Source organism: Scandinavium sp. (genome assembly GCF_036271055.1).
GTDB lineage: Bacteria > Pseudomonadota > Gammaproteobacteria > Enterobacterales > Enterobacteriaceae > Scandinavium.
Window position 1 is genome coordinate 47,386 of the sequence record NZ_DATBBJ010000059.1, and the last position, 24,944, is coordinate 72,329.

The 24,944-nt window shown below is 52.9% G+C and carries 19 protein-coding genes; 10 read left to right on the forward strand and 9 right to left on the reverse strand.

The features are described from left to right. Nucleotides 1–3: 3 nt before the first annotated feature. The 3 genes from pqiA to rlmKL are packed head-to-tail and all read right to left on the reverse strand — an operon-like array spanning nt 4 to nt 5,295. A complete protein-coding gene (gene pqiA, locus VH187_RS08305) occupies nt 4–1,257 on the reverse strand; it encodes a membrane integrity-associated transporter subunit PqiA (protein WP_329700987.1) in 1,254 nt (417 codons plus the stop codon). A gap of 15 nt (nt 1,258–1,272) precedes the next feature. After that, nucleotides 1,273–3,177 carry an ABC transporter ATP-binding protein gene (locus VH187_RS08310; RefSeq protein ID WP_329700988.1) on the reverse strand — a complete coding sequence of 635 codons (1,905 nt, stop codon included), beginning with the start codon at nt 3,175–3,177 and terminating at the stop codon, nt 1,273–1,275. Nucleotides 3,178–3,189: 12 nt separating this feature from the next. Beyond that, a complete protein-coding gene (gene rlmKL, locus VH187_RS08315) occupies nt 3,190–5,295 on the reverse strand; it encodes a bifunctional 23S rRNA (guanine(2069)-N(7))-methyltransferase RlmK/23S rRNA (guanine(2445)-N(2))-methyltransferase RlmL (RefSeq protein ID WP_329700989.1) in 2,106 nt (701 codons plus the stop codon). A 92-nt stretch (nt 5,296–5,387) separates the two neighbouring features. Here rlmKL and VH187_RS08320 point away from each other — a divergent pair, with 92 nt between their 5' ends. After that, a complete protein-coding gene (locus VH187_RS08320; protein ID WP_329700990.1) occupies nt 5,388–6,497 on the forward strand; it encodes a YcbX family protein in 1,110 nt (369 codons plus the stop codon). Here VH187_RS08320 and zapC read toward each other — a convergent pair. Both zapC and pyrD read right to left on the reverse strand, forming a co-directional pair. After that, nucleotides 6,494–7,036 (reverse strand): cell division protein ZapC, encoded by a 543-nt coding sequence (zapC, locus tag VH187_RS08325; protein ID WP_329700991.1) that lies wholly within the window; start codon nt 7,034–7,036, stop codon nt 6,494–6,496. The two genes, VH187_RS08320 and zapC, sit on opposite strands and share 4 nt — an antisense overlap. Before the next feature lie 168 nt (nt 7,037–7,204). Beyond that, nucleotides 7,205–8,215 (reverse strand): quinone-dependent dihydroorotate dehydrogenase, encoded by a 1,011-nt coding sequence (gene pyrD / locus VH187_RS08330; RefSeq protein ID WP_329700992.1) that lies wholly within the window; start codon nt 8,213–8,215, stop codon nt 7,205–7,207. Between the two features lie 235 nt (nt 8,216–8,450). On the opposite strand from pyrD, the gene ssuE reads away from it, so the two are divergent. From ssuE to ssuB, 5 genes are read left to right on the forward strand one after another with little or no spacing between them, the layout of a single operon-like run. After that, complete coding sequence (gene ssuE, locus VH187_RS08335; protein ID WP_329700993.1) at nt 8,451–9,026, forward strand: NADPH-dependent FMN reductase; 576 nt, start codon at nt 8,451–8,453, stop codon at nt 9,024–9,026. Further along, the gene (locus tag VH187_RS08340) at nt 9,019–9,993 is read left to right on the forward strand and encodes a sulfonate ABC transporter substrate-binding protein (RefSeq protein ID WP_414713916.1); all 975 of its coding nucleotides are present in this window, start codon (nt 9,019–9,021) and stop codon (nt 9,991–9,993) included. Before ssuE ends, VH187_RS08340 begins: the two co-directional genes overlap by 8 nt. Continuing rightward, nucleotides 9,990–11,135, forward strand: coding sequence for an FMNH2-dependent alkanesulfonate monooxygenase (gene ssuD / locus VH187_RS08345; protein ID WP_329700994.1), 1,146 nt, complete (start codon nt 9,990–9,992; stop codon nt 11,133–11,135). The genes VH187_RS08340 and ssuD overlap by 4 nt, the downstream gene beginning before the upstream one ends. 9 nt (nt 11,136–11,144) lie before the next feature. Further along, nucleotides 11,145–11,936: an aliphatic sulfonate ABC transporter permease SsuC gene (gene ssuC / locus VH187_RS08350; protein WP_329700995.1), complete on the forward strand. Its 792-nt coding sequence runs from the start codon at nt 11,145–11,147 to the stop codon at nt 11,934–11,936. Further along, nucleotides 11,933–12,700 carry an aliphatic sulfonates ABC transporter ATP-binding protein gene (gene ssuB / locus VH187_RS08355; RefSeq protein ID WP_329700996.1) on the forward strand — a complete coding sequence of 256 codons (768 nt, stop codon included), beginning with the start codon at nt 11,933–11,935 and terminating at the stop codon, nt 12,698–12,700. Before ssuC ends, ssuB begins: the two co-directional genes overlap by 4 nt. An 86-nt stretch (nt 12,701–12,786) precedes the next feature. Here ssuB and pepN read toward each other — a convergent pair whose 3' ends face one another. Beyond that, nucleotides 12,787–15,399 carry an aminopeptidase N gene (gene pepN / locus VH187_RS08360; RefSeq protein WP_329700997.1) on the reverse strand — a complete coding sequence of 871 codons (2,613 nt, stop codon included), beginning with the start codon at nt 15,397–15,399 and terminating at the stop codon, nt 12,787–12,789. Between the two features lie 264 nt (nt 15,400–15,663). On the opposite strand from pepN, the gene pncB reads away from it, so the two are divergent. From pncB to VH187_RS08380, 4 genes are all read left to right on the forward strand, one after another. Then, a complete protein-coding gene (gene pncB / locus VH187_RS08365; protein ID WP_329700998.1) occupies nt 15,664–16,866 on the forward strand; it encodes a nicotinate phosphoribosyltransferase in 1,203 nt (400 codons plus the stop codon). 170 nt (nt 16,867–17,036) lie between these two features. After that, nucleotides 17,037–18,437: an asparagine--tRNA ligase gene (asnS, locus tag VH187_RS08370; RefSeq protein ID WP_329700999.1), complete on the forward strand. Its 1,401-nt coding sequence runs from the start codon at nt 17,037–17,039 to the stop codon at nt 18,435–18,437. Nucleotides 18,438–19,044: 607 nt separating this feature from the next. After that, a complete protein-coding gene (locus VH187_RS08375) occupies nt 19,045–20,223 on the forward strand; it encodes a porin (RefSeq protein ID WP_414713919.1) in 1,179 nt (392 codons plus the stop codon). Nucleotides 20,224–20,407: 184 nt separating this feature from the next. Beyond that, complete coding sequence (locus tag VH187_RS08380) at nt 20,408–21,598, forward strand: amino acid aminotransferase (RefSeq protein WP_329701001.1); 1,191 nt, start codon at nt 20,408–20,410, stop codon at nt 21,596–21,598. Between the two features lie 55 nt (nt 21,599–21,653). Here the strand turns inward: VH187_RS08380 and VH187_RS08385 are convergent, their stop codons facing one another. The 3 genes from VH187_RS08385 to ldtD all read right to left on the reverse strand — a co-directional run bounded on the left by VH187_RS08385 (nt 21,654) and on the right by ldtD (nt 24,857). Further along, nucleotides 21,654–22,301 (reverse strand): MBL fold metallo-hydrolase, encoded by a 648-nt coding sequence (locus VH187_RS08385; protein ID WP_329701002.1) that lies wholly within the window; start codon nt 22,299–22,301, stop codon nt 21,654–21,656. Between the two features lie 15 nt (nt 22,302–22,316). Beyond that, the gene (mepK, locus tag VH187_RS08390; protein WP_329701003.1) at nt 22,317–22,868 is read right to left on the reverse strand and encodes a peptidoglycan L,D-endopeptidase MepK; all 552 of its coding nucleotides are present in this window, start codon (nt 22,866–22,868) and stop codon (nt 22,317–22,319) included. Between the two features lie 180 nt (nt 22,869–23,048). Further along, nucleotides 23,049–24,857, reverse strand: a complete 1,809-nt coding sequence (gene ldtD / locus VH187_RS08395; RefSeq protein ID WP_329701004.1) for a L,D-transpeptidase — start codon at nt 24,855–24,857, stop codon at nt 23,049–23,051. Nucleotides 24,858–24,944: the final 87 nt, after the last annotated feature.

Sequence of the window (24,944 nt, forward strand, 5' to 3'; positions counted from 1 at the left end):
TTGTTACTTTTCCTCATGGCTTAATTCTGGCTCACGATCCCACAACAGACGGGGATCGAAGGTCATGGCGGAGAACATCGTCATAACAACCACCAGCGCAAACATCACTGCGCCTATCGCCGGATAAATGTTCATTAACCCTCCCATGCGTACCAGCGCAGACAGCACTGCTATCACAAAGACATCAATCATTGACCAGCGGCCAACAAATTCAACTACTTCATACAACAAATGCATTCGTTCATTATCACGCTGCCCGTTGCCGTTGGCATTCCAGCACAGCCAGCCAATCGCAATCATTTTTAGCGTCGGCACCATAATACTGGCGATAAAAATCACCATCGCCACCGGATAGGATCCTTCGCTCCAGAGCAAAACGACGCCGGCAATAATGGTCGACGGCATTTTTTCTCCCAGCAGATCGGTAATCATGATCGGCATGATATTGGCAGGGAGATAAAGAATAATCGAGGTGAACAACAGTGCCAGCGTCCATTGCAGGCTGTGCTTACGGCGCACGAAACCTTTCGTTCCGCAGCGCGGGCAAACGGGCAAATCGGCGGGCAATACCGCTGTACAGCATGAACAGGAACGCAGATTTTGCCGGATCCCTGTCACACCCACTTTCAACGGCTGGTCGATTGTCGGCATTGGCTCGATGTCATCCCAAAGCCAGCGGCGATCGACACACTGGAATGCGCGCAGTTGAAGCAGACAGAACATACACCAGGGGATGAAACTGCTGCCGACACCAATATCGCCGTAAGCCATGAGCTTCACAAAGCTCACCAGCACCCCGGCAAGAAATATTTCAGCCATGCCCCAGGTTTTTAGGTGAAACAAAATACGCGCGAGGAAAATTTGGACCTTGACCGGCAAAGGGACGCGGTTGACCAAAACAATGATGGTCAGCAAACAAAAGGCCGGGACCAGCTGCACAAACAGCAGGAAGAAAGTGCCCAGGCTGGCATAGTCTTCCGTGAACAGCACGTTCGGGATTTCCAGCAGTTCGATTTCACTGCTGATCCCGCCGACTTTCATATAAATGAAGGGAAAAAGGTTGGCCAGTAGCAGCATAAAGAGTGCTACCAGCGCATAAGCGGTGGGACGCTGCCGTGGCTCGTCCCATTCGGTGGTCAGCGTTGTGCCGCAACGAGGACACAACGCTTTATGGCGGTGTTCAAGGTGCGGTAACGCCACCAGCATATCGCATTGGGGGCACAGGATATGCCCTGCCGCAGGGTGATGCTCGCACATGAACGTTCCTCTTAATTAACCGCCGTTTTTCAACGCTTCGAGATATTCCCAGCGTTCAAAGGCTTCTTCCAGTGACTTCTCTGCCTGCGCCATGTCCGCCAGCACCTGTTGGGTGTGGTCATGAGACTGACTAAAGAAGGAAGGACTCGCGACTTGCGCCTGCAAACCTTCCAGGTTTGCTTCAAGTTCTTCAAGACGTTGAGGAAGCTGCTCTAATTCGCGCTGCAGGTTATAGCTTAGTTTGCTAGTCGCGCGTTTGACAGTTCCTGCTTTCGCCTGCTCTTTAGGAGACTTCGCGTCGACATTCTGTTTTCTTTCACGAGATTGCGCTTGTTGTCCTCGCGCATCGTGATAGCCGCCAACGTAAGCACCAATTTTGCCGTTGCCTTCGAAGATCCAGCAATCTGTCACTGTATTGTCAACGAATTGACGATCGTGGCTCACCAGCATGACGGTCCCCTGATAGCCGTCGATAAGTTCTTCAAGCAGCTCCAGTGTTTCGACATCCAGGTCGTTGGTCGGTTCATCGAGGATCAACAAGTTGCTTGGCTTGAGGAACAAGCGCGCCAGCAGCAGACGGTTACGTTCACCGCCGGACAGCGCCCGCACAGGTGTCATCGCACGTTTCGGATGGAACAGGAAGTCTTGCAGATAGCCGAGCACATGGCGCGGTTTCCCGTTGACCATCACTTCTTGCTTCCCTTCCGCCAGGTTGTCCATCACCGTTCTGTCCGGATCGAGTTCTGCGCGATGCTGATCGAAATAAGCAACTTCCAGTTTGGTGCCGACATGTACGCGACCGCTATCCGCTTCCAGTTGACCTAACATCAGCTTGAGGAGCGTAGTTTTACCGCAGCCGTTCGGGCCAATAAGCGCAATCTTGTCGCCACGCTGTACCTGAACAGAAAAATCTTTGACCAACACTTTACCGTCAACCTGGTAATCGACGTTTTCCAGCTCAAACACGATCTTGCCTGAGCGGCTCGCCTCTTCCACCTGCATACGAGCGCTGCCCAGCACTTCACGGCGCTCACTGCGTTCACGGCGCATCTCTTTCAGAGCACGGACACGGCCTTCATTACGCGTACGGCGCGCTTTGATGCCCTGACGGATCCAGACTTCTTCTTGCGCCAGTTTGCGATCGAACTCCGCGTTCTGCATTTCTTCTACGCGCAGCATCTCTTCTTTTTCCAGCAGATACTGATCATAGCTGCCCGGATAAGTCACCAGCTTACCGCGATCGAGATCGACAATACGGGTCGCCATATTACGGATGAAGGAACGGTCATGCGAAATGAAGATAATCGTGCCTTTGAAGCTTTTCAGGAACCCTTCCAGCCAGTCGATGGTTTCGATGTCCAGGTGGTTCGTCGGCTCATCAAGCAGCAGAACGCGCGGGCCGCTGACCAGCGCACGTCCAAGTGCCGCTTTACGCAGCCAGCCGCCGGACAAAGAACTCAGCGCGGTATCCGCTTCCAGTCCTAACTGTTCCAGCACTTCGTTAATGCGGCTTTCAATCTGCCACAGGCCGTGATGATCCAGCAGTTCCTGCAGTCTCGCCATTTCATTGAGATTGCGGTCACTCGGGTCAGTCATCACCAAATGCGAAATCTCATGATAGCTCTTGAGATATTCCGCCTGCTCTTCAATCCCTTCGGCGATAAAATCGTATACGCTCCCTTGAACGTTGCGCGGGGGATCCTGTTGCAGACGGGCCACAACCAAATCCTGTTCGTAGATGATACGACCGTCGTCGAGACCCTGTTCGCGATTGAGGATCTTCATCAGGGTCGATTTACCGGCACCGTTACGCCCCACCAGACAAACGCGTTCGTTATCTTCGATGTGCAGTTCGGTATTATCCAGAAGTGGCGCATCGCTAAATGACAGCCAGGCACCATGCATACTAATTAAAGACATTTATTCTTTCCTTCAGGCTGCAGTAATCAGCCAGCAGTTATGGATCTGACGGTTACGGGCGAAATCTGCTGAAAGCGTTTTTTGAGTAATTTCTTCTGCTTTCAGGCCAAGTTTTGCCATGCCGTCGGTATCGAGTTTGAAGCCGCGTTTGTTGTTGGAGAACATGATCGTCCCGCCTTTACGCAGCAGACGTTTCAGATCCGCCATCAGCTTCAGATGATCGCGCTGCACGTCGAAGGTATCTTCCATGCGCTTAGAGTTGGAGAATGTCGGCGGATCGATAAAGATCAAGTCAAACTGTTCATCCGCATCGCGCAACCAGCCCAGCACATCAGCCTGCAACAGACGATGTGGACGCCCGGTCAGGCCATTGAGACGCAGGTTGCGTTCTGCCCACTCCAGATAAGTACGGGACATATCCACGGTCGTGGTGCTGCGTGCGCCGCCCAGGCCTGCGTGAACGCTGGCACTGCCGGTATAGGAGAACAGGTTAAGAAAATCTTTACCTTTACTCATCTGACCGAGCATGCGACGAGCAATGCGGTGATCGAGGAACAGGCCAGTATCGAGATAATCAGTCAGGTTCACCCACAGGCGCGCGTTATATTCGCTGACCTGCATGAAATCGCCCTTCTCGTTCATTTTCTCGTACTGGTTTTTCCCTTTCTGACGTTCGCGGGTTTTCAGCACCAGCTTGTTAGGCGCAATGCCCAATACAGAAATGGTAGCAGCAATCACGTCAAACAGACGCTGGCGGGCTTTGGTGGCATCCACCGTTTTTGGCGGGGCGTATTCCTGTACCACTACCCATTCACCGTATTTGTCGACCGCCACGTTGTAGTCCGGCAAGTCTGCATCGTATACGCGGTAGCATTCAATACCTTCTTGACGCGCCCATTTGTCCAGCTTCTTAATATTTTTGCGCAGACGGTTGGCGTAATCATCGGCCATCATGACCGTCGCAGAACCATCTGTTTCTGCGAGATGATAGTTTTTCTGCACGCAGTCCAGCGGGCCGTTTTTGGCTTTAAACTGGCGCTCAGCGCGCAGCTGCAGGCAGCTCAGCAATTCAGGGGAAGCACTGAACAGCGAGAGGTTCCAGCCGCCAAACTGGGTTTTCATGATGCGACCCAACAGGTTATGCAGCGCAATCAGCGCAGGTTCGCTATCAAGACGTTCACCGTACGGCGGGTTACTGATAACTGTGCCGTAAGGTCCTTTTGGCAGCGGGTTGTCGAGCTTCGCAACGTCTTTCACTTCAAACGTAACGAGATCGGCTATACCAGCGCGGCGAGCGTTGCTACGCGCACGTTCAATGACACGGCTGTCGTTATCTGAACCGAAGAAACGAGATTCATAGGCGGCAAGGCCAGCGCGCGCACGGGTTTGCGCTTCGGCTTTCACTTCCTGCCAGACGACTTCATCATGTTGCGCCCAGCCGTTAAAGCCCCAGTGACCGCGATGCAGGCCCGGCGCTCTGTCCGTTGCCAGCATAGCCGCTTCAATCAGCAACGTACCGGAGCCGCACATTGGGTCCAGCATCGGCGTGCCAGGCTGCCAGCCGGAACGCATCACAATCGCTGCTGCGAGGGTTTCTTTGATTGGCGCGATACCCGTGGCATCACGGTAGCCACGCAGATGCAAACCTTCGCCACTCAGGTCGAGAGAAATATGCGCGACTTCTTTGTTCAGGCGAACGTTGATACGCACGTCCGGGTTTTCTTTATCGACATTAGGACGCGGCAGGTTTTTACGCGTAAACGCATCGACGATGGCATCTTTAACTTTCAACGCACCGTACTGGCTGTTACGAATTTCTTCGTTCACACCGCTAAAATGCACCGCAAAGGTCGCATCCTGGTTGAACATCTCTGTCCAGTTGATGGCTTGCACGCCGAGGTACAGGTCTAAATCACTGTAAACCTTGCACTCGGTGAGCGGCATCATGATACGTGACGCCAGGCGGCTCCACATCAGGCTCTGGTACAGCAGTCGTGTGTCACCTTCAAAATGGACACCACCCTGAACCACCTGGCAGCCGGTGGCGCCGAGGTTTTCCAGTTCAGTTTTTAACAGCTCTTCCAGCCCACGGGCCGTACTGGCAAACAGAGAATTCATATCGTCACTTATTACTCGCAGAAAATTGTTGCGCATTATAGCGAATCTGGGCTTCATATAAGCGACTTTTTTCAAATGCACAGGACAACGGAATGGCGACGTTATCACGGCTCTTTATTCACCCGGTAAAATCGATGCGAGGGATCGGTGTAACGCACGCGCTGGCCAACATCAGCGGCATGGCGTTTGACCGTATTTTTATGGTCACTGAGCCCGACGGGACGTTCATTACCGCGCGTCAGTATCCGCAAATGGTTCGATTCACGCCGGTTCCGATGCATGACGGTTTGCATCTCACTGCGCCCGATGGCAGCACCGCTCTCGTACGCTTTGCGGATTTTGCCGTGAACGCTGAACCGACTCAGGTCTGGAGCGCGCATTTTACCGCGCTTATTGCCCCTGCGGCTATCAACCAGTGGCTATCTGGCTTTTTCAAACGTGATGTCCAGTTGCGTTGGGTTGGGCCAGATCCCACTCGCCGCGTTAAGCTTTTTGATGCCGTACCGCTTTCCTTCGCCGATGGCTTCCCTTATTTGCTGACCACGGAAGCCTCGCTGCGTGACTTGCAAAATCGCTGCCCGGCGAGCGTACAGATGGAACAGTTTCGCCCTAATCTGGTCGTGACCGGCACTCAAGCATGGGAAGAAGATAGCTGGAAAGTCGTGCGCATCGGCGATGTCGTCTTTGATGTGGTCAAGCCTTGCAGCCGCTGTATTTTCACGACTGTCAGTCCGGCGAGGGGGCAAAAACACCCGTCAGGTGAACCGCTGGCAACGTTACAGACGTTCCGCACCGCGCAAGATAACGGTGATGTCGATTTCGGTCAGAACCTGATTGCCCGCAATAGCGGCGTCGTGCGTGTGGGCGACGAACTCGAAATCCTCTCGACCGGGCCAGGTAAAATTTACGGTGCAGGCGAAACAGAAGAAACGCTGGACGTTGAAATTGAGCAAAATGCCGTCGTCGAGATTGACTGGCAGGGCGAAGTGTTCAAAGGCAATAATCAGCAGGTTTTACTGGAACAGCTGGAACAACAAGGCATTCGTGTGCCCTATTCTTGCCGGGCGGGAATTTGCGGGAGTTGCAGAATCACGTTGGTCGAAGGGGAAGTCAGCCCGATGAAGAAAAGCGCCGTGGCAGAAGATGGCACCATTCTTTGCTGCAGTTGTGTGCCAAAAACCGCACTGCGACTTGCGCGTTAAACGGCCTGACCGTAACTGAGCACCGCCGAAATCGGCTGCGGCTGGAGGCGGTCGTTCATCACCTTGATGGCATCGCCTAATTGCATGGTACGGCCGGCTAACATCAAACCCGGTTGTGCCAACAAGCATAGTGCTGCGTTATCGCCAGGCTCCACCACCAGCAAGTTGACGCGTTCGCCGCTATCACTCAGCCAGACAGCCGCAGCATCACCAGTTACCGGTTGCCAGTTGTCACTATGCGCCACAAAGTGCCAGCTTTTTGGCATCTGCGGTTTCAGAAAACGAATCGCGACCAGGGCGTTAAGAATCAGCTCTGCGCGGTGTTCTTTCGATAATTCGAGGTCACGGCATTTGTCTTCAAAGGAGAAATAGAGTGCAGCGTCATCGACACAAAAGCCTGTAGGATCAAAGGCATCGGGCGTTAACATGCGGCGCGCGAAACGAGAACGAAACAACATGCCATTGGCTAAATCGAGCATCATACGATCGTGCTCTTCATCAAAATACCAACGCCAGTTATCGTCAGGTTTAATTCGCATTTCTCTCCCCCGTCCTTTTAAGCATTCCATGCCCGGAACAACCTGGTTCCATTTCGTTAATTTGCCTGAATTAAGAAAAGACCATAAAGTTTAAATTAGCAACGTTTACGGAATATAAAACAACCAGGGCAAGAAATAAAGCCCTGGCTGTAAATTGCGCAAGAAAGATTAGAGGTGGGTAACGATTTCTTTAATCAGTGGTGGGCCTTTAAAAATAAACCCAGAATAGATCTGAATCAGAGACGCACCGGCTGCCATTTTTTCACGTGCGGCGATCACAGAATCAATGCCGCCCACGCCGATAATCGGTAAACGATCTTTTAATTCGGCAGACAGCATTCGGATAATTTCCGTGCTTTTTAACTGTAATGGACGACCGCTTAATCCACCGATTTCATCACAATGTTTCATTCCCTGGACGAGAGAACGATCGAGTGTGGTATTGGTCGCAATAACACCATCAATATTATGGCGAACTAAACTGTCGGCCACCTGGATCAATTCTTCAGGTGAAAGATCCGGGGCGATCTTTACCGCCACAGGAACATATTTATGGTGTACCGCTTGCAGTTCATTTTGCTTATTTTTAATCGCTGACAATAAATCATCCAGTGCTTCACCATATTGTAGCGTACGCAAACCCGGTGTATTCGGTGAGGATATATTCACTGCGATATAACCTGCATAGGCATAGACTTTTTCCATACAAATCAGATAGTCATCTTTGCCTTGTTCAACGGGTGTATCTTTATTTTTACCGATGTTAATGCCAAGCACGCCGTCAAAATGGGCTTTTTTCACATTCTCGACCAGGTTATCTACGCCGAGGTTGTTAAAGCCCATACGGTTGATCAAACCTTCGGCATCGACCAGACGGAAGATCCTCGGCTTGTCATTCCCCGGCTGCGGGCGTGGCGTCACGGTGCCGACTTCGATCGAACCGAAGCCCATTGCGCCAAACGCATCGATGCACTCCCCGTTCTTATCGAGTCCGGCGGCTAACCCCAGCGGGTTTTTAAACGTCAGGCCCATGCACGTCACCGGTTTTGACGGCACTTTCTGGCGCACTAGCGCTTCAAATGGCGTACCCGATACACGGCGTAATTGTTGAAAAGTGACTTCATGAGCGCGCTCTGGATCGAGCTGGAAAAGGGCTTTACGAACGAAGGGGTAGTACATGAACTCTCCTGGATTCCCGGTAGCAAACCGGGGCCGTATTATGTTCGATCCGGTCACGAAAGGGAATTGACCTGTCGCAAATAATGCCTATTAAAGCGCAAACGTTTACTTATTTGCGCTTTTCGGTAATCCAGTGCCGGAAAAATCATTTAGCGAACGCCTTACCCTCTGACACACTTCAGACAAATGTTATCAATGTTAGATAATAGCAAACATTTAGTTATAAGGAGAGGTTATGCGTGTCATTACGTTAGCGGGCAGTCCACGTTTTCCTTCACGTTCCAGCGCCCTGCTGGAATACGCCAGAGAAACCCTCTCACGGGTGGATGTTGAAGTTTGCCACTGGCACCTGCAAAACTTTGAACCGGAAGATTTGCTGTATGCCCGTTTTGATAGCCCTGCCCTGCAAGCGCTCATCGAACAACTGGCCCAGGCCGATGGGCTGATTGTCGCCACTCCGATTTATAAAGCTTCTTTTTCTGGCGCGTTAAAAACCTTACTCGACCTGTTACCGGAACGCGCGCTGGAAGGCAAAGTTGTTTTACCGCTGGCAACAGGCGGCACGGTGGCTCACATGCTGGCCGTGGATTACGCGTTGAAACCTGTGCTCAATGCGCTAAAAGCGCAGGAGATCCTCCACGGTGTGTTCGCCGATGACAGTCAGGTTCAGGATTATCAGCACAAACCCCAGTTCAGCCCAAACCTTGAAAAACGCCTCGACAGCGCGCTGGAAACATTCTGGCAAGCGCTGCATCGCCGTGACATCCGTGTTCCGGCTTTCCACCTTAAGCAAGGAGCCGCCCATGTTTAATCTGTTCCGCCCTCACTTTCGCACACTTGCGCTGACCGGTTTACTGACGCTTTCCGCGTGGAGCCATGCCGCAGAACCGGCACCGGACGCGCTACGTATTGGCTATCAGAAAGGCAGCGTCAGTATGGTGCTGGCGAAGAGTCATGCACTGCTGGAAAAACGCTACCCGAACACCAAAATCTCGTGGGTCGAATTTCCCGCAGGCCCACAGATGCTCGAAGCGCTGAACGTCGGCAGTATCGATTTGGGCAGCACTGGCGATATCCCTCCGATTTTTGCTCAGGCTGCGGGTGCAGACCTGGTGTATGTCGGTGCGGAACCGCCTAAGCCAAAAGCGGAAGTGATTTTGGTGCCAGAGAACAGCCCGATCAAAACCGTCGCCGAGCTGAAAGGCCATAAAGTTGCGTTCCAGAAAGGCTCCAGTTCGCACAATCTTTTACTGCGTGCGCTCCAGCAAGCAGGGCTGAAATTCACGGACATTCAACCCACTTATCTGACACCGGCCGACGCTCGCGCGGCATTCCAGCAAGGTGACGTCGACGCATGGGCTATCTGGGATCCCTATTATTCCGCAGCGTTATTGCAAGGTGGGGTGCGAGTGTTAGCCGATGGCAGCCAGTTACAACAAACCGGTTCCTTCTATTTAGCCTCCCGGCCTTACGCTGAGAAAAACGGCAGCTTTATTGAAGGTGTTCTCAACACCTTTAGCGAGGCCGATGCGCTAACCATCAGCCAGCGCCAACAGAGCACCGAACTGCTGGCGAAAACGATGGGACTGCCGGAAGCGGTGATCGCCAGTTATCTGAGCCATCGCCCACCGACGGTGATTGGCCCAGTCAATGCTGAAACCGCTCGCCGTCAGCAGCAAACCGCCGATCTGTTTTATGACAACCGCCTGGTGCCGAAAAAAGTCGATATCAAAAGCCGCATCTGGCAGCCAACCGCTCAACAAGGAGCTAAATCATGAGCCTGAATATGTTCTGGTTTTTACCGACGCACGGCGACGGTCACTATCTTGGCAGTGAAGAGAACGCTCGCCCGGTTGATCACGGTTATCTCCAGCAGATCGCCCAAACTGCGGATCGACTTGGCTTCACTGGCGTACTGATCCCAACCGGACGCTCCTGCGAAGACGCCTGGCTGGTCGCCGCGTCGATGATCCCGGTGACGCAGCGCCTCAAATTTTTAGTCGCACTTCGCCCGAGCGTGATTTCCCCTACCGTTGCCGCACGCCAGGCCGCCACGCTCGATCGCTTGTCGAATGGACGAGCGCTGTTCAACCTCGTAACCGGCAGCGATCCGCAAGAATTGGCCGCCGACGGGGTGTTCCTCGATCACACCGAACGTTACGAAGCGTCAGCGGAATTCACTCATATCTGGCGGCGCTTGCTGGAAGGGGAAACCGTCGATTTTGACGGCAAATACCAAAAAGTGCGCGGCGCAAAACTGTTATTCCCGCCCATTCAGCAACCGCGACCGCCGCTCTACTTTGGCGGTTCTTCTGACGTTGCGCAGGATCTGGCGGCAGAACAGGTCGATCTTTACCTGACCTGGGGTGAACCGCCTGAACAGGTAAAAGAGAAAATCGCGCAGGTCCGCGAGAAAGCGGCAAAGCACGGGCGCAAAGTGCGGTTCGGCATTCGTCTGCATGTGATCGTGCGTGAAACCAATGCCGAAGCGTGGGAAGCCGCTAATCGTCTGATTTCCCGTCTGGATGATGACACCATCGCCAAAGCACAGGCGGCGTTCGCCCGGACCGATTCGGTGGGGCAGCAACGCATGGCGGCGTTACACGGTGGTCAACGCGACAAACTGGAAATCAGCCCTAATCTTTGGGCAGGCGTGGGACTGGCGCGTGGCGGTGCCGGAACGGCATTGGTTGGCGATGGCCCAACGGTTGCTGCGCGTATTAATGAATACGCCGCACTTGGCATCGACAGCTTCGTGCTATCCGGCTATCCGCATCTGGAAGAAGCGTACAAAGTGGGCGAACTGCTGTTCCCACATTTAGACGTCAATATCCCGGAAGTTCCGCAACCGCAGTCCTTGCAAATTCAGGGCGAAGCAGTGGCAAACGAGTTCCTGCCCCGCAAAGTCGCACAGAGTTAAGGAGCGCTTATGGCAACGCCTGCAAATAAATGGCTGCTGCGCGTTGCCCCCTGGTTTTTGCCAGTGGGCATCGTCATCGTCTGGCAAATTGCCTCCGTAACAGGCTGGCTTTCCAGCCGTATTCTCCCTTCGCCAGAAGGCGTGATGGAAGCTTTTTGGTCACTTTCTGCCAGCGGTGAACTGTGGCAACACCTGGCGATCAGCTCATGGCGCGCGCTGGTTGGGTTTTCTATCGGCGGCTCGATTGGTCTGGTTTTGGGGCTGATTAGCGGGTTATCTCGCTGGGGGGAACGCTTGCTGGACACGTCGATTCAAATGCTGCGCAACGTGCCGCATCTGGCGCTGATCCCACTGGTGATTTTATGGTTCGGTATTGATGAAAGCGCCAAAATATTCCTCGTCGCCCTCGGCACCCTATTTCCGATTTACATCAACACCTGGCACGGCATCCGTAACATTGACCGTGGCCTGGTCGAGATGGCACGCAGTTATGGATTATCCGGTTTTGAGTTGTTCTGGCATGTGATCCTTCCCGGTGCCCTGCCCTCGATTATGGTGGGGGTGCGTTTTGCGCTGGGTTTGATGTGGCTGACGCTGATTGTGGCTGAAACCATTTCGGCTAATTCGGGCATTGGTTATCTGGCGATGAACGCCCGTGAATTCCTGCAAACCGATGTGGTTGTCGTCGCCATCATTCTGTATGCCCTGTTGGGGAAACTGGCAGACATCAGCGCGCAACTGCTGGAACGCGTCTGGTTGCGCTGGAACCCGGCTTATCACGTTAAGGAGGCCACCGTATGAATACCGCCCGTCTGAATCCTGGCATTCCATTACTACTCAACAATATCGGCAAACACTACGGCAGCAACACCGTGCTCAATGGGCTCGATCTGCACATTCCCGCCGGGCAGTTTGTCGCGGTCGTGGGGCGCAGCGGCGGCGGGAAAAGTACGCTGCTACGCCTGTTGGCTGGGCTGGAAAAGCCCAATTCCGGCGAGTTACTGGCAGGTAATGGACCGCTTGCCGCCAGTCAGCAAGAAACACGCATGATGTTCCAGGACGCGCGTCTTCTGCCGTGGAAAAGTGTTATTGATAATGTCGGGCTGGGGTTGAAAGGCAAATGGCGCGATGCGGCACGGGAAGCGCTCACCGCCGTCGGGCTGGAAAGCCGCGCAAGTGAATGGCCTGCGGCGTTGTCCGGTGGACAAAAACAGCGCGTAGCGCTGGCTCGGGCACTGATTCATCACCCTGGTTTGTTATTACTGGATGAGCCACTTGGCGCGCTGGATGCCCTGACACGGCTGGAAATGCAGGATCTGATTGAGTCACTATGGCAAACGCAGGGCTTTACGGTGCTGTTGGTGACACATGATGTCAGCGAGGCGGTGGCAATGGCCGACCGGGTGCTGTTAATAGAAGAAGGCAAGATAGGCCTGGATTTGACTGTCGACATTCCGCGTCCACGACGCAAAGGATCGGCGCGCCTGGCAGAACTGGAAGCAGAAGTGCTGGAAAGAGTGATGAAGCGCGGGGCAACAGAAGTGCAGGCCCGGCGTCACGGTTAAAAAAGCCGGGCGGTGATGTCATCTTGCCCGGCTTACGAGGATTGCGCAGGGGTAGCCCGGTAGCGTTAACGCCACCGGGCATTCACTCAGGCCAACGCCTTGCTGATCTTCTCGAACAGATCACCGGAGAGATTCTCCAGCCCTTTCAGCTGTTCCAGCGCCGCTCGCATTTTTTCCTGGCGCTTCGCATCGTAACGTTTCAGACGGATCAGCGGTTCAATCAGTCGGGAAGCTACCTGCGGGTTACGGCTGTTCAGCTCGGTCAGCATCTCAGCAAGGAACTGATAACCGCTACCGTCTTCCGCGTGGAACGCCGCTGGGTTGCTTATCGCAAACGCACCAATCAGCGACCGAATACGGTTCGGGTTGCTCAGGGTAAACGAGCGATGTTTCAGCAGACCACGCACGGTTTCCAGCACGTTGGTTGCCGGGCTGGTGGATTGCAGAATGAACCATTTGTCCATCACCAGACCGTCGTGATGCCATTTATCGTCATACTCCTGCATCAGCGCATCGCGGCACGGCAACTGAGCGGCTACCGCAGCAGCAAGTGCCGCCAGCGAATCGGTCATGTTGTCAGCGTGATGGTACTGATGGGTGACGAGTTTATCGGCAAGCTCAGCATCACCAAACGCCAGATAACGCAGGCAGGTATTGCGCAGCGTACGCTTGCCAATATCCGCGTGCTCTACGCGATACACATCGAGTTTATTGGCGTTGTAAATCGCGAGGAATTCATCTGCCAGTTCTTTCGCCAGCGTGCGGGTCAGCGCGTCACGCACTGCTGCAATTGCTACCGGATCGATAATCTCAAACAGCTCGGCAATTTCATTCACCGAGGGTAGCGTCAGGATTTCTGCCGCCAGCGCCGGGTCAATTTTCTCGTCCAGCAAAATTGCGCGGAACGCATCAGCCACATGGATTGGCAGCGACAGCGGTTGTTGCTGCTGATGGCGATTCACATTCAATTTGATGTGCGTCGCGAGCAGACTCTGCGCGGCATCCCAGCGGGAGAAATCATTGCGCGCGTGACGCATCAGGAACGTCAGTTGCTGATCGCTCCATTTGTATTCCAGTTTCACTGGTGCAGAAAACTCACGCAGCAGCGAAGGCACAGGCTGGAAATAGACGTTATCGAAAATAAACGTCTGCTCCGCCTGGGTCACGTTCAGCACGTTGTGCACCGGATGACCGCCCTTTTGCAGCGGAATAACATTGCCTTCATTGTCATACAGTTCGATATCGAACGGAATGTGCAGCGGCTGTTTTTCCTGTTGCTCAGAGGTCGGCGGCGTGTGCTGTTTAATGGTCAGTGTGTACTGCTCGGTTTCCGGGTTGTAATCGTCATGCACAGTGACTACCGGTGTGCCGGACTGGCTGTACCAGCGGCGGAAATGCGAGAGATCCACGTTCGATGCGTCTTCCATCGCCTGGACGAAATCGTCACAGGTAGCAGCGCTGCCGTCATGACGTTCAAAGTACAGCTGCATCCCTTTCTGGAAATTCGCTTCACCAAGCAGCGTGTGCAGCATGCGGATCACTTCTGAACCTTTCTCATACACCGTCAGGGTGTAGAAATTGTTCATTTCGATAACCATGTCCGGGCGGATCGGGTGCGCCATCGGGCTGGCATCTTCCGCAAACTGCATTCCGCGCATGGTACGCACGTTGCTGATGCGGTTTACCGCACGGGAACCGAGGTCAGAGCTGAACTCCTGATCGCGGAACACGGTTAAGCCTTCTTTCAGGCTCAACTGGAACCAGTCGCGGCAGGTCACGCGGTTGCCGGTCCAGTTGTGGAAATATTCGTGGCCGATAACGCGTTCGATATCGAGATAATCTTTGTCGGTTGCGGTGTCGGTGCGGGCCAGCACGTATTTAGAGTTAAAGACGTTAAGGCCTTTGTTCTCCATCGCGCCCATGTTGAAGAAGTCGACGGCGACGATCATATAGATGTCGAGATCGTATTCGAGACCGAAACGATCTTCATCCCACTTCATGGAGTTGATAAGCGAGGTCATCGCCCACGGCGCGCGGTCGAGATTGCCGCGATCGACGAACAGCTCCAGCGCCACTTCACGGCCTGAGCGGGTGATGTATTTGTCGCGCAGCACATCGAAATCACCGGCAACCAGCGCAAATAGATAGCACGGTTTTGGGAACGGATCCTGCCACTGTACCCAGTGACGACCGTTTTCCAGTTCGCCCTGCCCGACACGGTTACCGTTGGAAAGCAGGTATGGGTATTTGCTTTTATCGGCGATGATTTTGGTCGTGAAACGCGCCAGCACGTCCGGGCGGTCCAGATACCAGGTGATATGACGGAAACCTTCCGCTTCACACTGGGTACACAGCGCTTCACCGGACTGATATAGCCCTTCCAGGGCGGTATTTGCCGCCGGGCTGATTTCGTTGACGATGCTAAGCGTGAAACGCTCTGGCAGCCCATCAATCACCAGCTGATTGTTTTCTTCTTTATAGTCACTCCACGGCTGGTCGTTCACGTGCAGTGAAATCAGCGTTAAATCTTCACCATTAAGACGCAGTGGCGTGGCAGACGCAGCGTGACGGGAAACCTGGCTAACGGCTGTCACGATGGTTTTTGCGGCATCCAGGTCAAAGGTCAGGTCGATATCGCTGATCAGGTATTCCGGCGCACGGTAGTCGTGGCGGTATTTGGCTTGGGGCTGTTGTGTCATAAAAAACCTTTAGCATCTTTTGTAAAGTGTCCGGTCCAGTCTATTCCTGTTGTCACGTTCACGCTACGCAGAATGTTCATCTTTTCAGAGGCAAACACGCTTTTTGCTACATATTGGTAACACGCGGCACGTTTTGCCCTCGACCCGCCAAACACCTTGTGGTGTGATCGGGGTTCAATAAATCAATAAACAAGGTATACTCCTGCGGTTTCAGCCGTTGTTTATTGTACTAAACGCTCCTTTATGAGGATGCTATTGCGCGCCATGACACCATTTGCTTCCCCTGTTCTGCAGACTCTGCTTGATACAGATGCTTATAAGCTGCACATGCAGCAGGCCGTCTTCCATCATTATGATGATGTACAGGTGGCTGCAGAATTCCGCTGCCGCGGTGACGACCTGCTGGGTATTTACGCAGACGCCATTCGCGAACAAGTCGAAGCGATGCAGTCGCTACGGCTGCAGGACGACGAGTTTCAGTGGCTCTCCGGCCTGCCGTTCTTCCAGCAGGATTACCTGGAGTGGCTGCGCGATTTCCGCTACAACCCGCAGCAGGTCTCCATCCGCAACGATAACGGCAAATTAAACATTCGCCTCGAAGGCCCGTGGCGTGAAGTTATTATGTGGGAAGTGCCGCTGTTGGCGGTGATCAGCGAAATCGTTCATCGCTACCGTTCGCCTGAAGCCAGCGTTGAACTGGCGCTTGAGACTCTGGAACGCAAACTCGTCGAATTTAATCAGTTGACCCAGGACATCGACATGTCTGGCTTTCGGCTGATGGATTTCGGCACCCGCCGCCGTTTCTCACGCGACGTGCAGCAGGCCATTGTCGAACGTTTGCAGCAAGAACCGTGGTTTATCGGTACAAGCAATTACGATTTGGCACGCCGTCTGTCGTTGACGCCAATGGGCACTCAGGCACACGAATGGTTCCAGGCGCATCAGCAAATCAGCCCGGACCTTGCCACCAGTCAACGTGTAGCCCTTGCCGCGTGGCTGGAAGAATACCCGGATCAGTTGGGGATAGCCCTGACAGACTGCATCACGATGGACGCCTTCTTGCGTGATTTCGGCCCTGAGTTTGCCGAGCGCTATCAAGGCCTGCGCCATGACTCAGGAGATCCGTTCGAGTGGGGCGAGAAAGCCATTGCCCATTATAAAAAGCTCGGCATTGACCCGATGAGCAAAGTGCTGGTGTTCTCCGATAATCTCGACCTGAACAAAGCCGTTGAGTTGTATCGCCACTTCTCTTCGCGAGTGAATTTGAGCTTTGGGATTGGCACACGCCTGACCTGCGATATCCCGCAGGTGAAACCGCTGAATATCGTGATCAAACTGGTGGAATGTAATGGCAAGCCGGTCGCGAAATTATCCGATAGCCCAGGCAAAACCATCTGCCACGATAAAGCTTTTGTTCGCGCCTTGCGCAAAGCCTTTGACCTGCCCCAGGTTAAAAAGGCCAGTTAATCGACAAAAGGGAGCCTCAGCGGCTCCCTTCTTCTTATTATTTTCTGAATTCTCCCCGTCTCGCTACGATTTCCTCTTGTCTGATGAAAGATGACAGGTAACATAGGGATCCCCCTTTTTGAGGGCGGAAAACAATAACTTTATTCTGGACTACTAACAGAGAGATTAATATGAGCGTTGTGCCTGTAGCCGACGTACTCCAGGGCCGCGTAGCCGCTGACAGCGAAGTCACCGTGCGCGGATGGGTGCGTACCCGTCGAGATTCAAAAGCTGGTTTTTCATTCCTCGCCGTCTATGACGGTTCCTGCTTTGATCCAGTACAGGCCGTCGTCAGTAATTCTCTGCCCAATTACAATCAGGAAGTGTTGCGCCTGACCACCGGCTGCTCCGTCATTATTACGGGTAAAGTGGTGGCGTCTCAGGGCCAGGGCCAGAGTTTTGAAATTCAGGCTTCTCACGTCGAAGTGACTGGCTGGGTCGAAGATCCGGATACCTATCCGATGGCGGCAAAACGCCACAGCATTGAGTACCTCCGTGAAGTCGCACACCTGCGCCCGCGTACCAACCTGATTGGTGCCGTTGCACGCGTTCGCCACACCCTGGCACAAGCGCTGCATCGCTTCTTCCACGAGCAGGGTTATTTCTGGGTCTCTACCCCGCTGATTACCGCCTCCGACACCGAAGGTGCAGGCGAGATGTTCCGCGTTTCCACGCTGGATATGGAAAACCTGCCGCGTAACGATCAGGGCAAAGTGGATTACGACAAAGATTTCTTTGGTCGTGAAGCGTTCCTGACCGTATCTGGCCAGTTGAACGGTGAAACTTACGCTTGTGCACTGTCCAAGATTTACACCTTTGGCCCTACTTTCCGCGCTGAAAACTCCAACACCAGCCGACATCTGGCCGAGTTCTGGATGCTGGAGCCGGAAGTGGCGTTTGCCGATCTGGAAGATAACGCCGCACTCGCGGAAGCCATGCTGAAGTACGTCTTCAAAGCGGTACTGGAAGAACGTGCCGACGACATGAAATTCTTCGCTGAGCGTGTAGATAAAGACGCGATTACTCGTCTGGAACGTTTTGTCGATGCTGATTTCGCGCAGGTGGATTACACCGACGCGATCACTATTCTGGAAAACTGCGGTCAGACGTTTGAAAACCCAGTGTTCTGGGGCGTTGACCTCTCCTCTGAGCATGAGCGTTACCTGGCAGAGAAACACTTCCAGGCCCCGGTCGTGGTCAAAAACTACCCGAAAGATATCAAGGCCTTCTACATGCGCCTTAACGACGACGGGAAAACTGTTGCCGCAATGGATGTTCTGGCTCCAGGTATTGGTGAAATCATCGGGGGTTCCCAGCGTGAAGAGCGTCTGGATGTCCTCGATGCACGCCTGGCAGAAATGGGTCTTAATAAAGAAGACTACAGCTGGTATCGCGACCTGCGCCGTTATGGCACCGTGCCACATTCAGGCTTCGGTCTTGGTTTCGAGCGTCTGATTGCTTACGTTACCGGCGTGCAAAACGTTCGTGACGTGATTGCATTCCCACGCACACCACGTAACGCCAGCTTCTAAATTTACATCCCGATGAAAGCCAGCAACCCTGCTGGCTTTTTTTTGTCTTTGTCAGAATTTGTGAACAAATTTCTACAAAGATAAACATCAACCCCCTTCTCAAAGCCAAATGTTACACCCTATGTCCTGCAATACTTCTGTACATATTTGCAGCAATACATCTATGGAATTTAAGTAAAGCTGTGGGGCTTAGCATACAAAGTAACCACCAGCAACGCGCACGAATAGCTTAGATTTGACAAACGAAAAAAGTGAGATGAGAAGCGTTCTTAGAAAGAAAAAGCTATTATAAGAATTAAAGATAAGCTTTTCATATAGATGGATATAGAGTTGATTGTTTATTCAGCAGCTATGAAGGAAGTTTGAGGTGGTTCACAAAGTTCCCTCATTTACATAAAATGTTACACATAATTTCTTTTGGTTACTCATTTACGATATTTGTAGCACTTTCAGGCTAGCGAAACGTTGTTATGAATGGAAATATGCCTCTCAGACACAGAAAGACACCAAACTCTCATCAATAGTTCCGTAAATATTTATTGACGAAATTTATCGATGGAAGTGGAAAGTGTTCATAAAAAAAACCTAATGAGGGTAATAAATAATGATGAAGCGCAATATTCTGGCAGTGGTTATCCCTGCACTGCTGGTAGCTGGTGCGGCAAACGCAGCAGAGATCTATAACAAAAACGCTAACAAGCTGGACTTTTACGGTAAAGCAGTAGGCGAGCACATCTGGACGACTAACGGCGACACCGATAGCTCTGACACCACCTACGCGCGTATCGGCTTCAAAGGTGAAACTCAGATCAACGACCAGATCACTGGTTACGGTCAGTGGGAATACAACCTGAACGCATCCAATGCAGAAGGTTCTCAGGGTACTAACACCCGTCTGGCATTCGCTGGTCTGAAATTTGGTGATGCGGGTTCTATCGACTACGGCCGTAACTACGGCGCCATCTATGACGTCGCGGCTTACACCGATATGCTGGTTGAGTGGGGCGGCGATTCCTGGGCTGCAACTGACAACTTCATGAACGGTCGTTCTACTGGCCTTCTGACCTACCGTAACAACAACTTCTTCGGTCTGGTTGATGGCCTGAGCTTCGCTCTCCAGTATCAGGGTAAAAATGACCGTAGCAGCCCAGTTACCGTTAACTATGACGATAACGGCACCGCAACCAACGCTACACTGACCGGTAACGGCGCGAAAGCGAACGGCGACGGCGTGAGCACCTCCGTTCAGTACGAATTCCTCGAAGGCTTCAGCGTTGCTGCGGGTTACGAAACAGCTGACCGTACCAACGATCAGGTTAATCCAGCGACCTTCACTGCACCGAACGGTACCGTTTACGGTAACGCAAGTGCTGGCGGTGACCGCGCTGAAGCATGGTCAACTGCGGCTAAATATGACGCGAACAACGTCTACGCTGCTCTGATGTATGCACAGACTTACAACATGACTCGCGAGCCAGACAACAACTTCGCGAACAAAACTCAGAACATCGAAGCGGTTGTTCAGTACCAGTTCGACTTCGGTCTGCGTCCATCCCTGGGCTACGTCCAGTCTAAAGGTAAAGACCTGCTGGCTCGCCCAGGCTTCGCTGGCGGCGATGCTGACCTGGTTAAATACGTAGAAGTGGGTACCTGGTACTACTTCAACAAAAACATGAACGTCTACGCAGCATACAAATTCAACCTGCTGGACGACAACGACTACGCGAAAGCATCTGGCCAGGCTACCGACGACCAGGCTGCTGTAGGTATCGTTTACCAGTTCTAATCAGTACGCCACTTTGTTATATGCTTGAAAGACAGGGCTTCGGCCCTGTTTTTTTATGTCTGGCAGTAAATAATAGTGACTTTTGAAAAGCCCCTCGCTTTTTGTCGCAAACGGTTGGCTTTTCGTAATTCTACCGTTAACCTGATAGCGGAATTCCCTTCAGTAACCACAATGGAACCTCGTCATGTTTGAGAACATTACCGCTGCCCCTGCCGACCCCATTCTGGGCCTGGCCGATCTGTTTCGTGTCGATGACCGCCCTGGGAAAATCAACCTTGGGATTGGTGTTTACAAAGATGAGACCGGTAAAACACCGGTACTGACCAGCGTGAAAAAAGCAGAGCTGTATCTGCTGGAAAATGAAACCACCAAAAACTATCTCGGCATTGACGGCATTCCGGAATTTGGGCGTTGCACGCAGGAGCTGTTGTTCGGAAAAGGCAGCGCAATTGCGTCCGAAAAACGTGCACGAACGGCGCAGACGCCTGGCGGTACGGGTGCTCTTCGCGTGGCCGCAGATTTTCTCGCTAAAAACACTGACGTGAAGCGAGTGTGGGTCAGTAACCCAAGCTGGCCGAACCACAAAGGCGTGTTCAACTCCGCCGGGCTGGAAGTTCGCGAATATACGTATTATGACGCAGAGCAGCATGCGCTCGATTTCAATGGCCTGGTAGCAAGTCTGAACGATGCCCAAGCGGGTGACGTTGTGCTGTTCCATGGTTGCTGTCATAACCCAACCGGAATCGATCCGACGTTAGAGCAGTGGGAACAACTCGCTCAGCTTTCTGTTGAAAAAGGCTGGCTGCCGCTGTTTGATTTCGCCTACCAGGGCTTTGCTCGTGGTCTGGAAGAAGATGCGGAAGGTCTGCGCGCCTTCGCTGCGGTTCACCAGGAGTTGCTGGTTGCCAGCTCCTTCTCGAAAAACTTTGGTTTGTATAATGAACGTGTCGGTGCTTGTACGCTGGTATCTGCCGATGCAGAAACCGTTGACCGCGCTTTCAGCCAGATGAAAGCAGTTATCCGCGCCAACTACTCAAACCCTCCCGCGCACGGTGCGGCTGTCGTCGCAACCATTCTCAGTAATGACGCTCTGCGCGCTATCTGGGAACAAGAACTGACCGATATGCGTCAGCGTATTCAGCGCATGCGTCAGTTGTTTGTTAACACCCTGGCGGAGAAAGGTGCTAACCGTGATTTCAGCTTTATCATCAAGCAAAACGGCATGTTTTCGTTCAGCGGCCTGACCAAAGATCAGGTGCTGCGTCTACGTGAAGAGTTTGGGGTTTATGCTGTGGCATCCGGACGTATCAACGTGGCGGGTATGACGCCTGACAACATGTCTCCGTTATGCGAAGCCATCGTCGCCGTGCTGTAATCTGGCGAAACGAAAAAGGCCGCTAAATATTAGCGGCCTTTTTTATGTTTCGTCTTTACCAGACAGGCATTTCATCCTGCAGGAAAGGATTATGCACCCGCTCATGACCGAGCGTTGACATCGGACCGTGACCAGGAATAAACGTCACAGCATCGCCAAGCGGCAATAATTTACGCTTAATTGAGTCGATCAGCTGATTGTGATCGCCGCGCGGGAAATCGCTGCGCCCTACTCCGCCTTTAAAGATAACATCACCTGAAATCAGCAACTGCGAAGCGGCGTCGAAAAAGACGATATGCCCCGGCGTATGGCCCGGACAATGTAAAACCTGCAAACTGACGTTGCCGACGCTGACGGTTTCGCCTTCATTTAGCCAGCGATCTGGCGTCAACGGCTGACAATCTTCGAGACCGAACATCCTGCTTTGTGCCGGCAGTCCCGTGAGCCAGAACTCATCTTCTTTTTCCGGTCCGATAACTGGCACACCGTAGTGCTCGGCCAGTTCTGCGGCGGCACCCACGTGATCGAGATGACCATGGGTCAGCAAGATTTGCATGAGTGTCACGCCCGCAGCGGTCACTTCTTCTTTAATACGCTCAGCGTCGCCGCCCGGATCCACCAGTGCGGCGAGTTTGGTCTGCTCACACCAGATGAGTGAACAATTCTGGGCGAAAGCCGTAACCGGAATAATACGATAGTTCATGATGCTCCTGTTTCGTTACCAGGTCCTCACCGGCCCGGTATCAATATGCACAAAGTTACTACGTGGGTAATATCCTACACCACCTGCGCGCATAGATAACGCAGCTTTGCGAATATTGCTTAACGAAACACCTTCAATATGAAAATCCATTGCCTGGCCTTTGGTGTGATAGCTGTGTTTTGCTACACCGCGGCTACGCGCGCGCAATTCATCATTGGTATCTAATGAACGATACCCTGAAATCAATTGCACAGGTTTGTTGGTTCCTAGCAATCCCTGCAGACGGTACAGATGGTCAAAAAGTTTCGGATCAATGGATGTCATTTTATTCGCGCGATAATCACGGAAAAAATGATTGAGTCTTGCTAATTCATCATGAATATAGCCTCTGCCATCGAAAAACTCCGCTTTGAGCGATTCACCGGTATGCAGGTTATTCAGCGTCAAAATACGCGGGCGTGGTGTCGAGAGGGTAGCAAATGCTGGTGTCGGCAAGATGGCCGCTGCGCCTAGCGCAACACCACCCAGCGCCAGCAATTTGCGGCGATTAGCGTCGAATTTGTCCATGGTAATCAGGTCTACAAGTAAAGTGGTCGTTATTTATGCACTTCTGGCGCACGAAGGGCACCTTAACTGCCGAAAGAAGCGACGTCAAGGTCCCCTAACCCCAGTCAATATGGGCCTTGCAGCTCTTCTGCCCCTAAGTGACTAAATCATACGACACCTGAATTGTCTGAACTACTTCATTTACCTGATTAATTGTTCCGCTTTAGGCAGAATTTGTGCGCCAGATCGCGCAGGGAGATCATAATTGTAAATATCTGTACGATATTGCGCCCGGCCATCCGCGCCCACAAAGGCCGTCAGATAATATAGGTTAACCGGGATATTCTGACGGATATTCACGTAGCGGGTGTTCCCTTCTTTCAGGGCATCGGAAATCCGCGAGTCGTTCCAGCCTGCGTCCTGCAGCAACATGTTCGCCAGTTCTGACGCCTTGTTCACACGCACACAACCGGAGCTCAGCGCGCGCGTATCTTTCTGGAACAGGTTGTGGTTCGGCGTATCGTGCAGATAGATGGCATCTGAACTTGGCATATTGAACTTATAACGCCCCAGCGAGTTGCGCGCACCGGGCGCTTGCTGGAAGCGGAACGGCAGGTTAGATGCGGTAATCGTTGACCAGTCTACGTTATAAGGGTTGATGGCCTCATTGCTGTTCCAGCCACGCATCATCGTATAGCCATGACTCTCGAGATAGCCCGGATCGTTCTGCACTTTCGGCAGAATGTCCTTACGGGCAAGCGTCGGCGGCACATTCCACGGCGGGTTCACCACCACATTGTTTAACGCGCTGCTCATCATCGGCGTTTTGCGATCCGGACGACCCACAATTACACGCGATGCCAGCACCTGATTGCCATCGAGGTAATACACCAGCGAATAAGCCGGAATGTTCACCATAATACCGGTGGACAGTTTACCCGGTAACAGGCGCAGACGCTGAATATTGAGCGCCAGAACGCCTGCACGTTGCGCCGGGCTGACATTCAGCCAGTCACGGGTGGATTGTCCGATAACGCCATCCGCACCCAATCCTTGCCACGTCTGGAAGCGTTTCACGGCGTCCACAAGTTGACGGTCATAAACGGCAGGCTTGGTGCTGGTGGTTCTGACTTTTGTTACCGGTTCAGCGGAAGGACTTACTACGGAATTATCTCCCGGTAGCGCGATGTCTGGGCCAGAATCCATCATCCCGGTACGCTGCAAAATCTCGCGTAATGCCGGAACATCTTTACTCCACTGGCCAGGGGAAAGTTTTACACTACTGGTCAGTTGCGGCCATGGGCGGGAATCTGTAAGTTGCGTCAATAATGCCTGATGCATCGCCGCATACTGTGGGTGCTGCGGCGCGAGGCCTGCAACGAATTGCGGCAGAACGCCGTTATCCAGCGCCAGTTGCCACTGGTTAATCACTGACAAAGGCGGCGTGGAAAGCGTATAAGGCTTATCGCTATACAACCAGCGATTGCCCTGCACCGGAATGCTACTGATGAACTGGAGATAGCCCATCATCGCGTCAGAAAGCACGACATCTCGCGCCATCCCGCTGACGGCAGGATCGGTCAGTAGCTCAATCCACTGCGTGAATTGCGGCTGAAAACCCGCGATAGCCACTTCGGCAAGCTGTTGCTGAAACGCCTGCACAGCTTCACGATTTTCCCACATCGGCTTCATCGTTCTGGCGGCATACAAAGCAGCCAGTTGATTCATATAAACCGGGGTATAGTTCGCGGGAAGAAGTGATTGAATATCGGCGCGGCTTTTCGCTGCCGCACCTTCTGGAAGCGGTTGGATCCCCGCCATCATTGCAACGGCAGGCGTTTGCCCTTCCGTCTGCACCAACGCCTGTGAGGTTTCACCCAGCGTGGCGGAGCCATCTGTTGGCACCAGTTCAGGCTCATCGGCCTGAACGCTAAACAGTGGAGCACATGCAAGTGTCAGACATAAACTCAGCGCTGACAGCTGACGACCATATAATTTATGGAGTGACATCCCTTGCCCCCTGTTTGTCATTACCGCCCACATCAACCGGGGCTTACTCTCAGTATATAAAGACAAAAATAGTTTTGCCTGACCAAA

What these genes read in the sequence shown, in the direction of transcription:
- ssuC (WP_329700995.1), top strand. Translation starts at nt 11,145, where the DNA reads ATGGCAACGCCTGCAAATAAATGGCTGCTGCGCGTTGCCCCCTGGTTT.
- rlmKL (WP_329700989.1), bottom strand. Translation starts at nt 5,295, where the DNA reads ATGAATTCTCTGTTTGCCAGTACGGCCCGTGGGCTGGAAGAGCTGTTA.
- pepN (WP_329700997.1), bottom strand. Translation starts at nt 15,399, where the DNA reads ATGACACAACAGCCCCAAGCCAAATACCGCCACGACTACCGTGCGCCG.
- pncB (WP_329700998.1), top strand. Translation starts at nt 15,664, where the DNA reads ATGACACCATTTGCTTCCCCTGTTCTGCAGACTCTGCTTGATACAGAT.
- pqiA (WP_329700987.1), bottom strand. Translation starts at nt 1,257, where the DNA reads ATGTGCGAGCATCACCCTGCGGCAGGGCATATCCTGTGCCCCCAATGC.
- VH187_RS08385 (WP_329701002.1), bottom strand. Translation starts at nt 22,301, where the DNA reads ATGAACTATCGTATTATTCCGGTTACGGCTTTCGCCCAGAATTGTTCA.
- pyrD (WP_329700992.1), bottom strand. Translation starts at nt 8,215, where the DNA reads ATGTACTACCCCTTCGTTCGTAAAGCCCTTTTCCAGCTCGATCCAGAG.
- ssuE (WP_329700993.1), top strand. Translation starts at nt 8,451, where the DNA reads ATGCGTGTCATTACGTTAGCGGGCAGTCCACGTTTTCCTTCACGTTCC.
- asnS (WP_329700999.1), top strand. Translation starts at nt 17,037, where the DNA reads ATGAGCGTTGTGCCTGTAGCCGACGTACTCCAGGGCCGCGTAGCCGCT.
- VH187_RS08375 (WP_414713919.1), top strand. Translation starts at nt 19,045, where the DNA reads ATGAAGCGCAATATTCTGGCAGTGGTTATCCCTGCACTGCTGGTAGCT.
- zapC (WP_329700991.1), bottom strand. Translation starts at nt 7,036, where the DNA reads ATGCGAATTAAACCTGACGATAACTGGCGTTGGTATTTTGATGAAGAG.
- ssuB (WP_329700996.1), top strand. Translation starts at nt 11,933, where the DNA reads ATGAATACCGCCCGTCTGAATCCTGGCATTCCATTACTACTCAACAAT.
- VH187_RS08380 (WP_329701001.1), top strand. Translation starts at nt 20,408, where the DNA reads ATGTTTGAGAACATTACCGCTGCCCCTGCCGACCCCATTCTGGGCCTG.
- ssuD (WP_329700994.1), top strand. Translation starts at nt 9,990, where the DNA reads ATGAGCCTGAATATGTTCTGGTTTTTACCGACGCACGGCGACGGTCAC.
- VH187_RS08340 (WP_414713916.1), top strand. Translation starts at nt 9,019, where the DNA reads ATGTTTAATCTGTTCCGCCCTCACTTTCGCACACTTGCGCTGACCGGT.
- mepK (WP_329701003.1), bottom strand. Translation starts at nt 22,868, where the DNA reads ATGGACAAATTCGACGCTAATCGCCGCAAATTGCTGGCGCTGGGTGGT.
- VH187_RS08310 (WP_329700988.1), bottom strand. Translation starts at nt 3,177, where the DNA reads ATGTCTTTAATTAGTATGCATGGTGCCTGGCTGTCATTTAGCGATGCG.
- VH187_RS08320 (WP_329700990.1), top strand. Translation starts at nt 5,388, where the DNA reads ATGGCGACGTTATCACGGCTCTTTATTCACCCGGTAAAATCGATGCGA.
- ldtD (WP_329701004.1), bottom strand. Translation starts at nt 24,857, where the DNA reads ATGTCACTCCATAAATTATATGGTCGTCAGCTGTCAGCGCTGAGTTTA.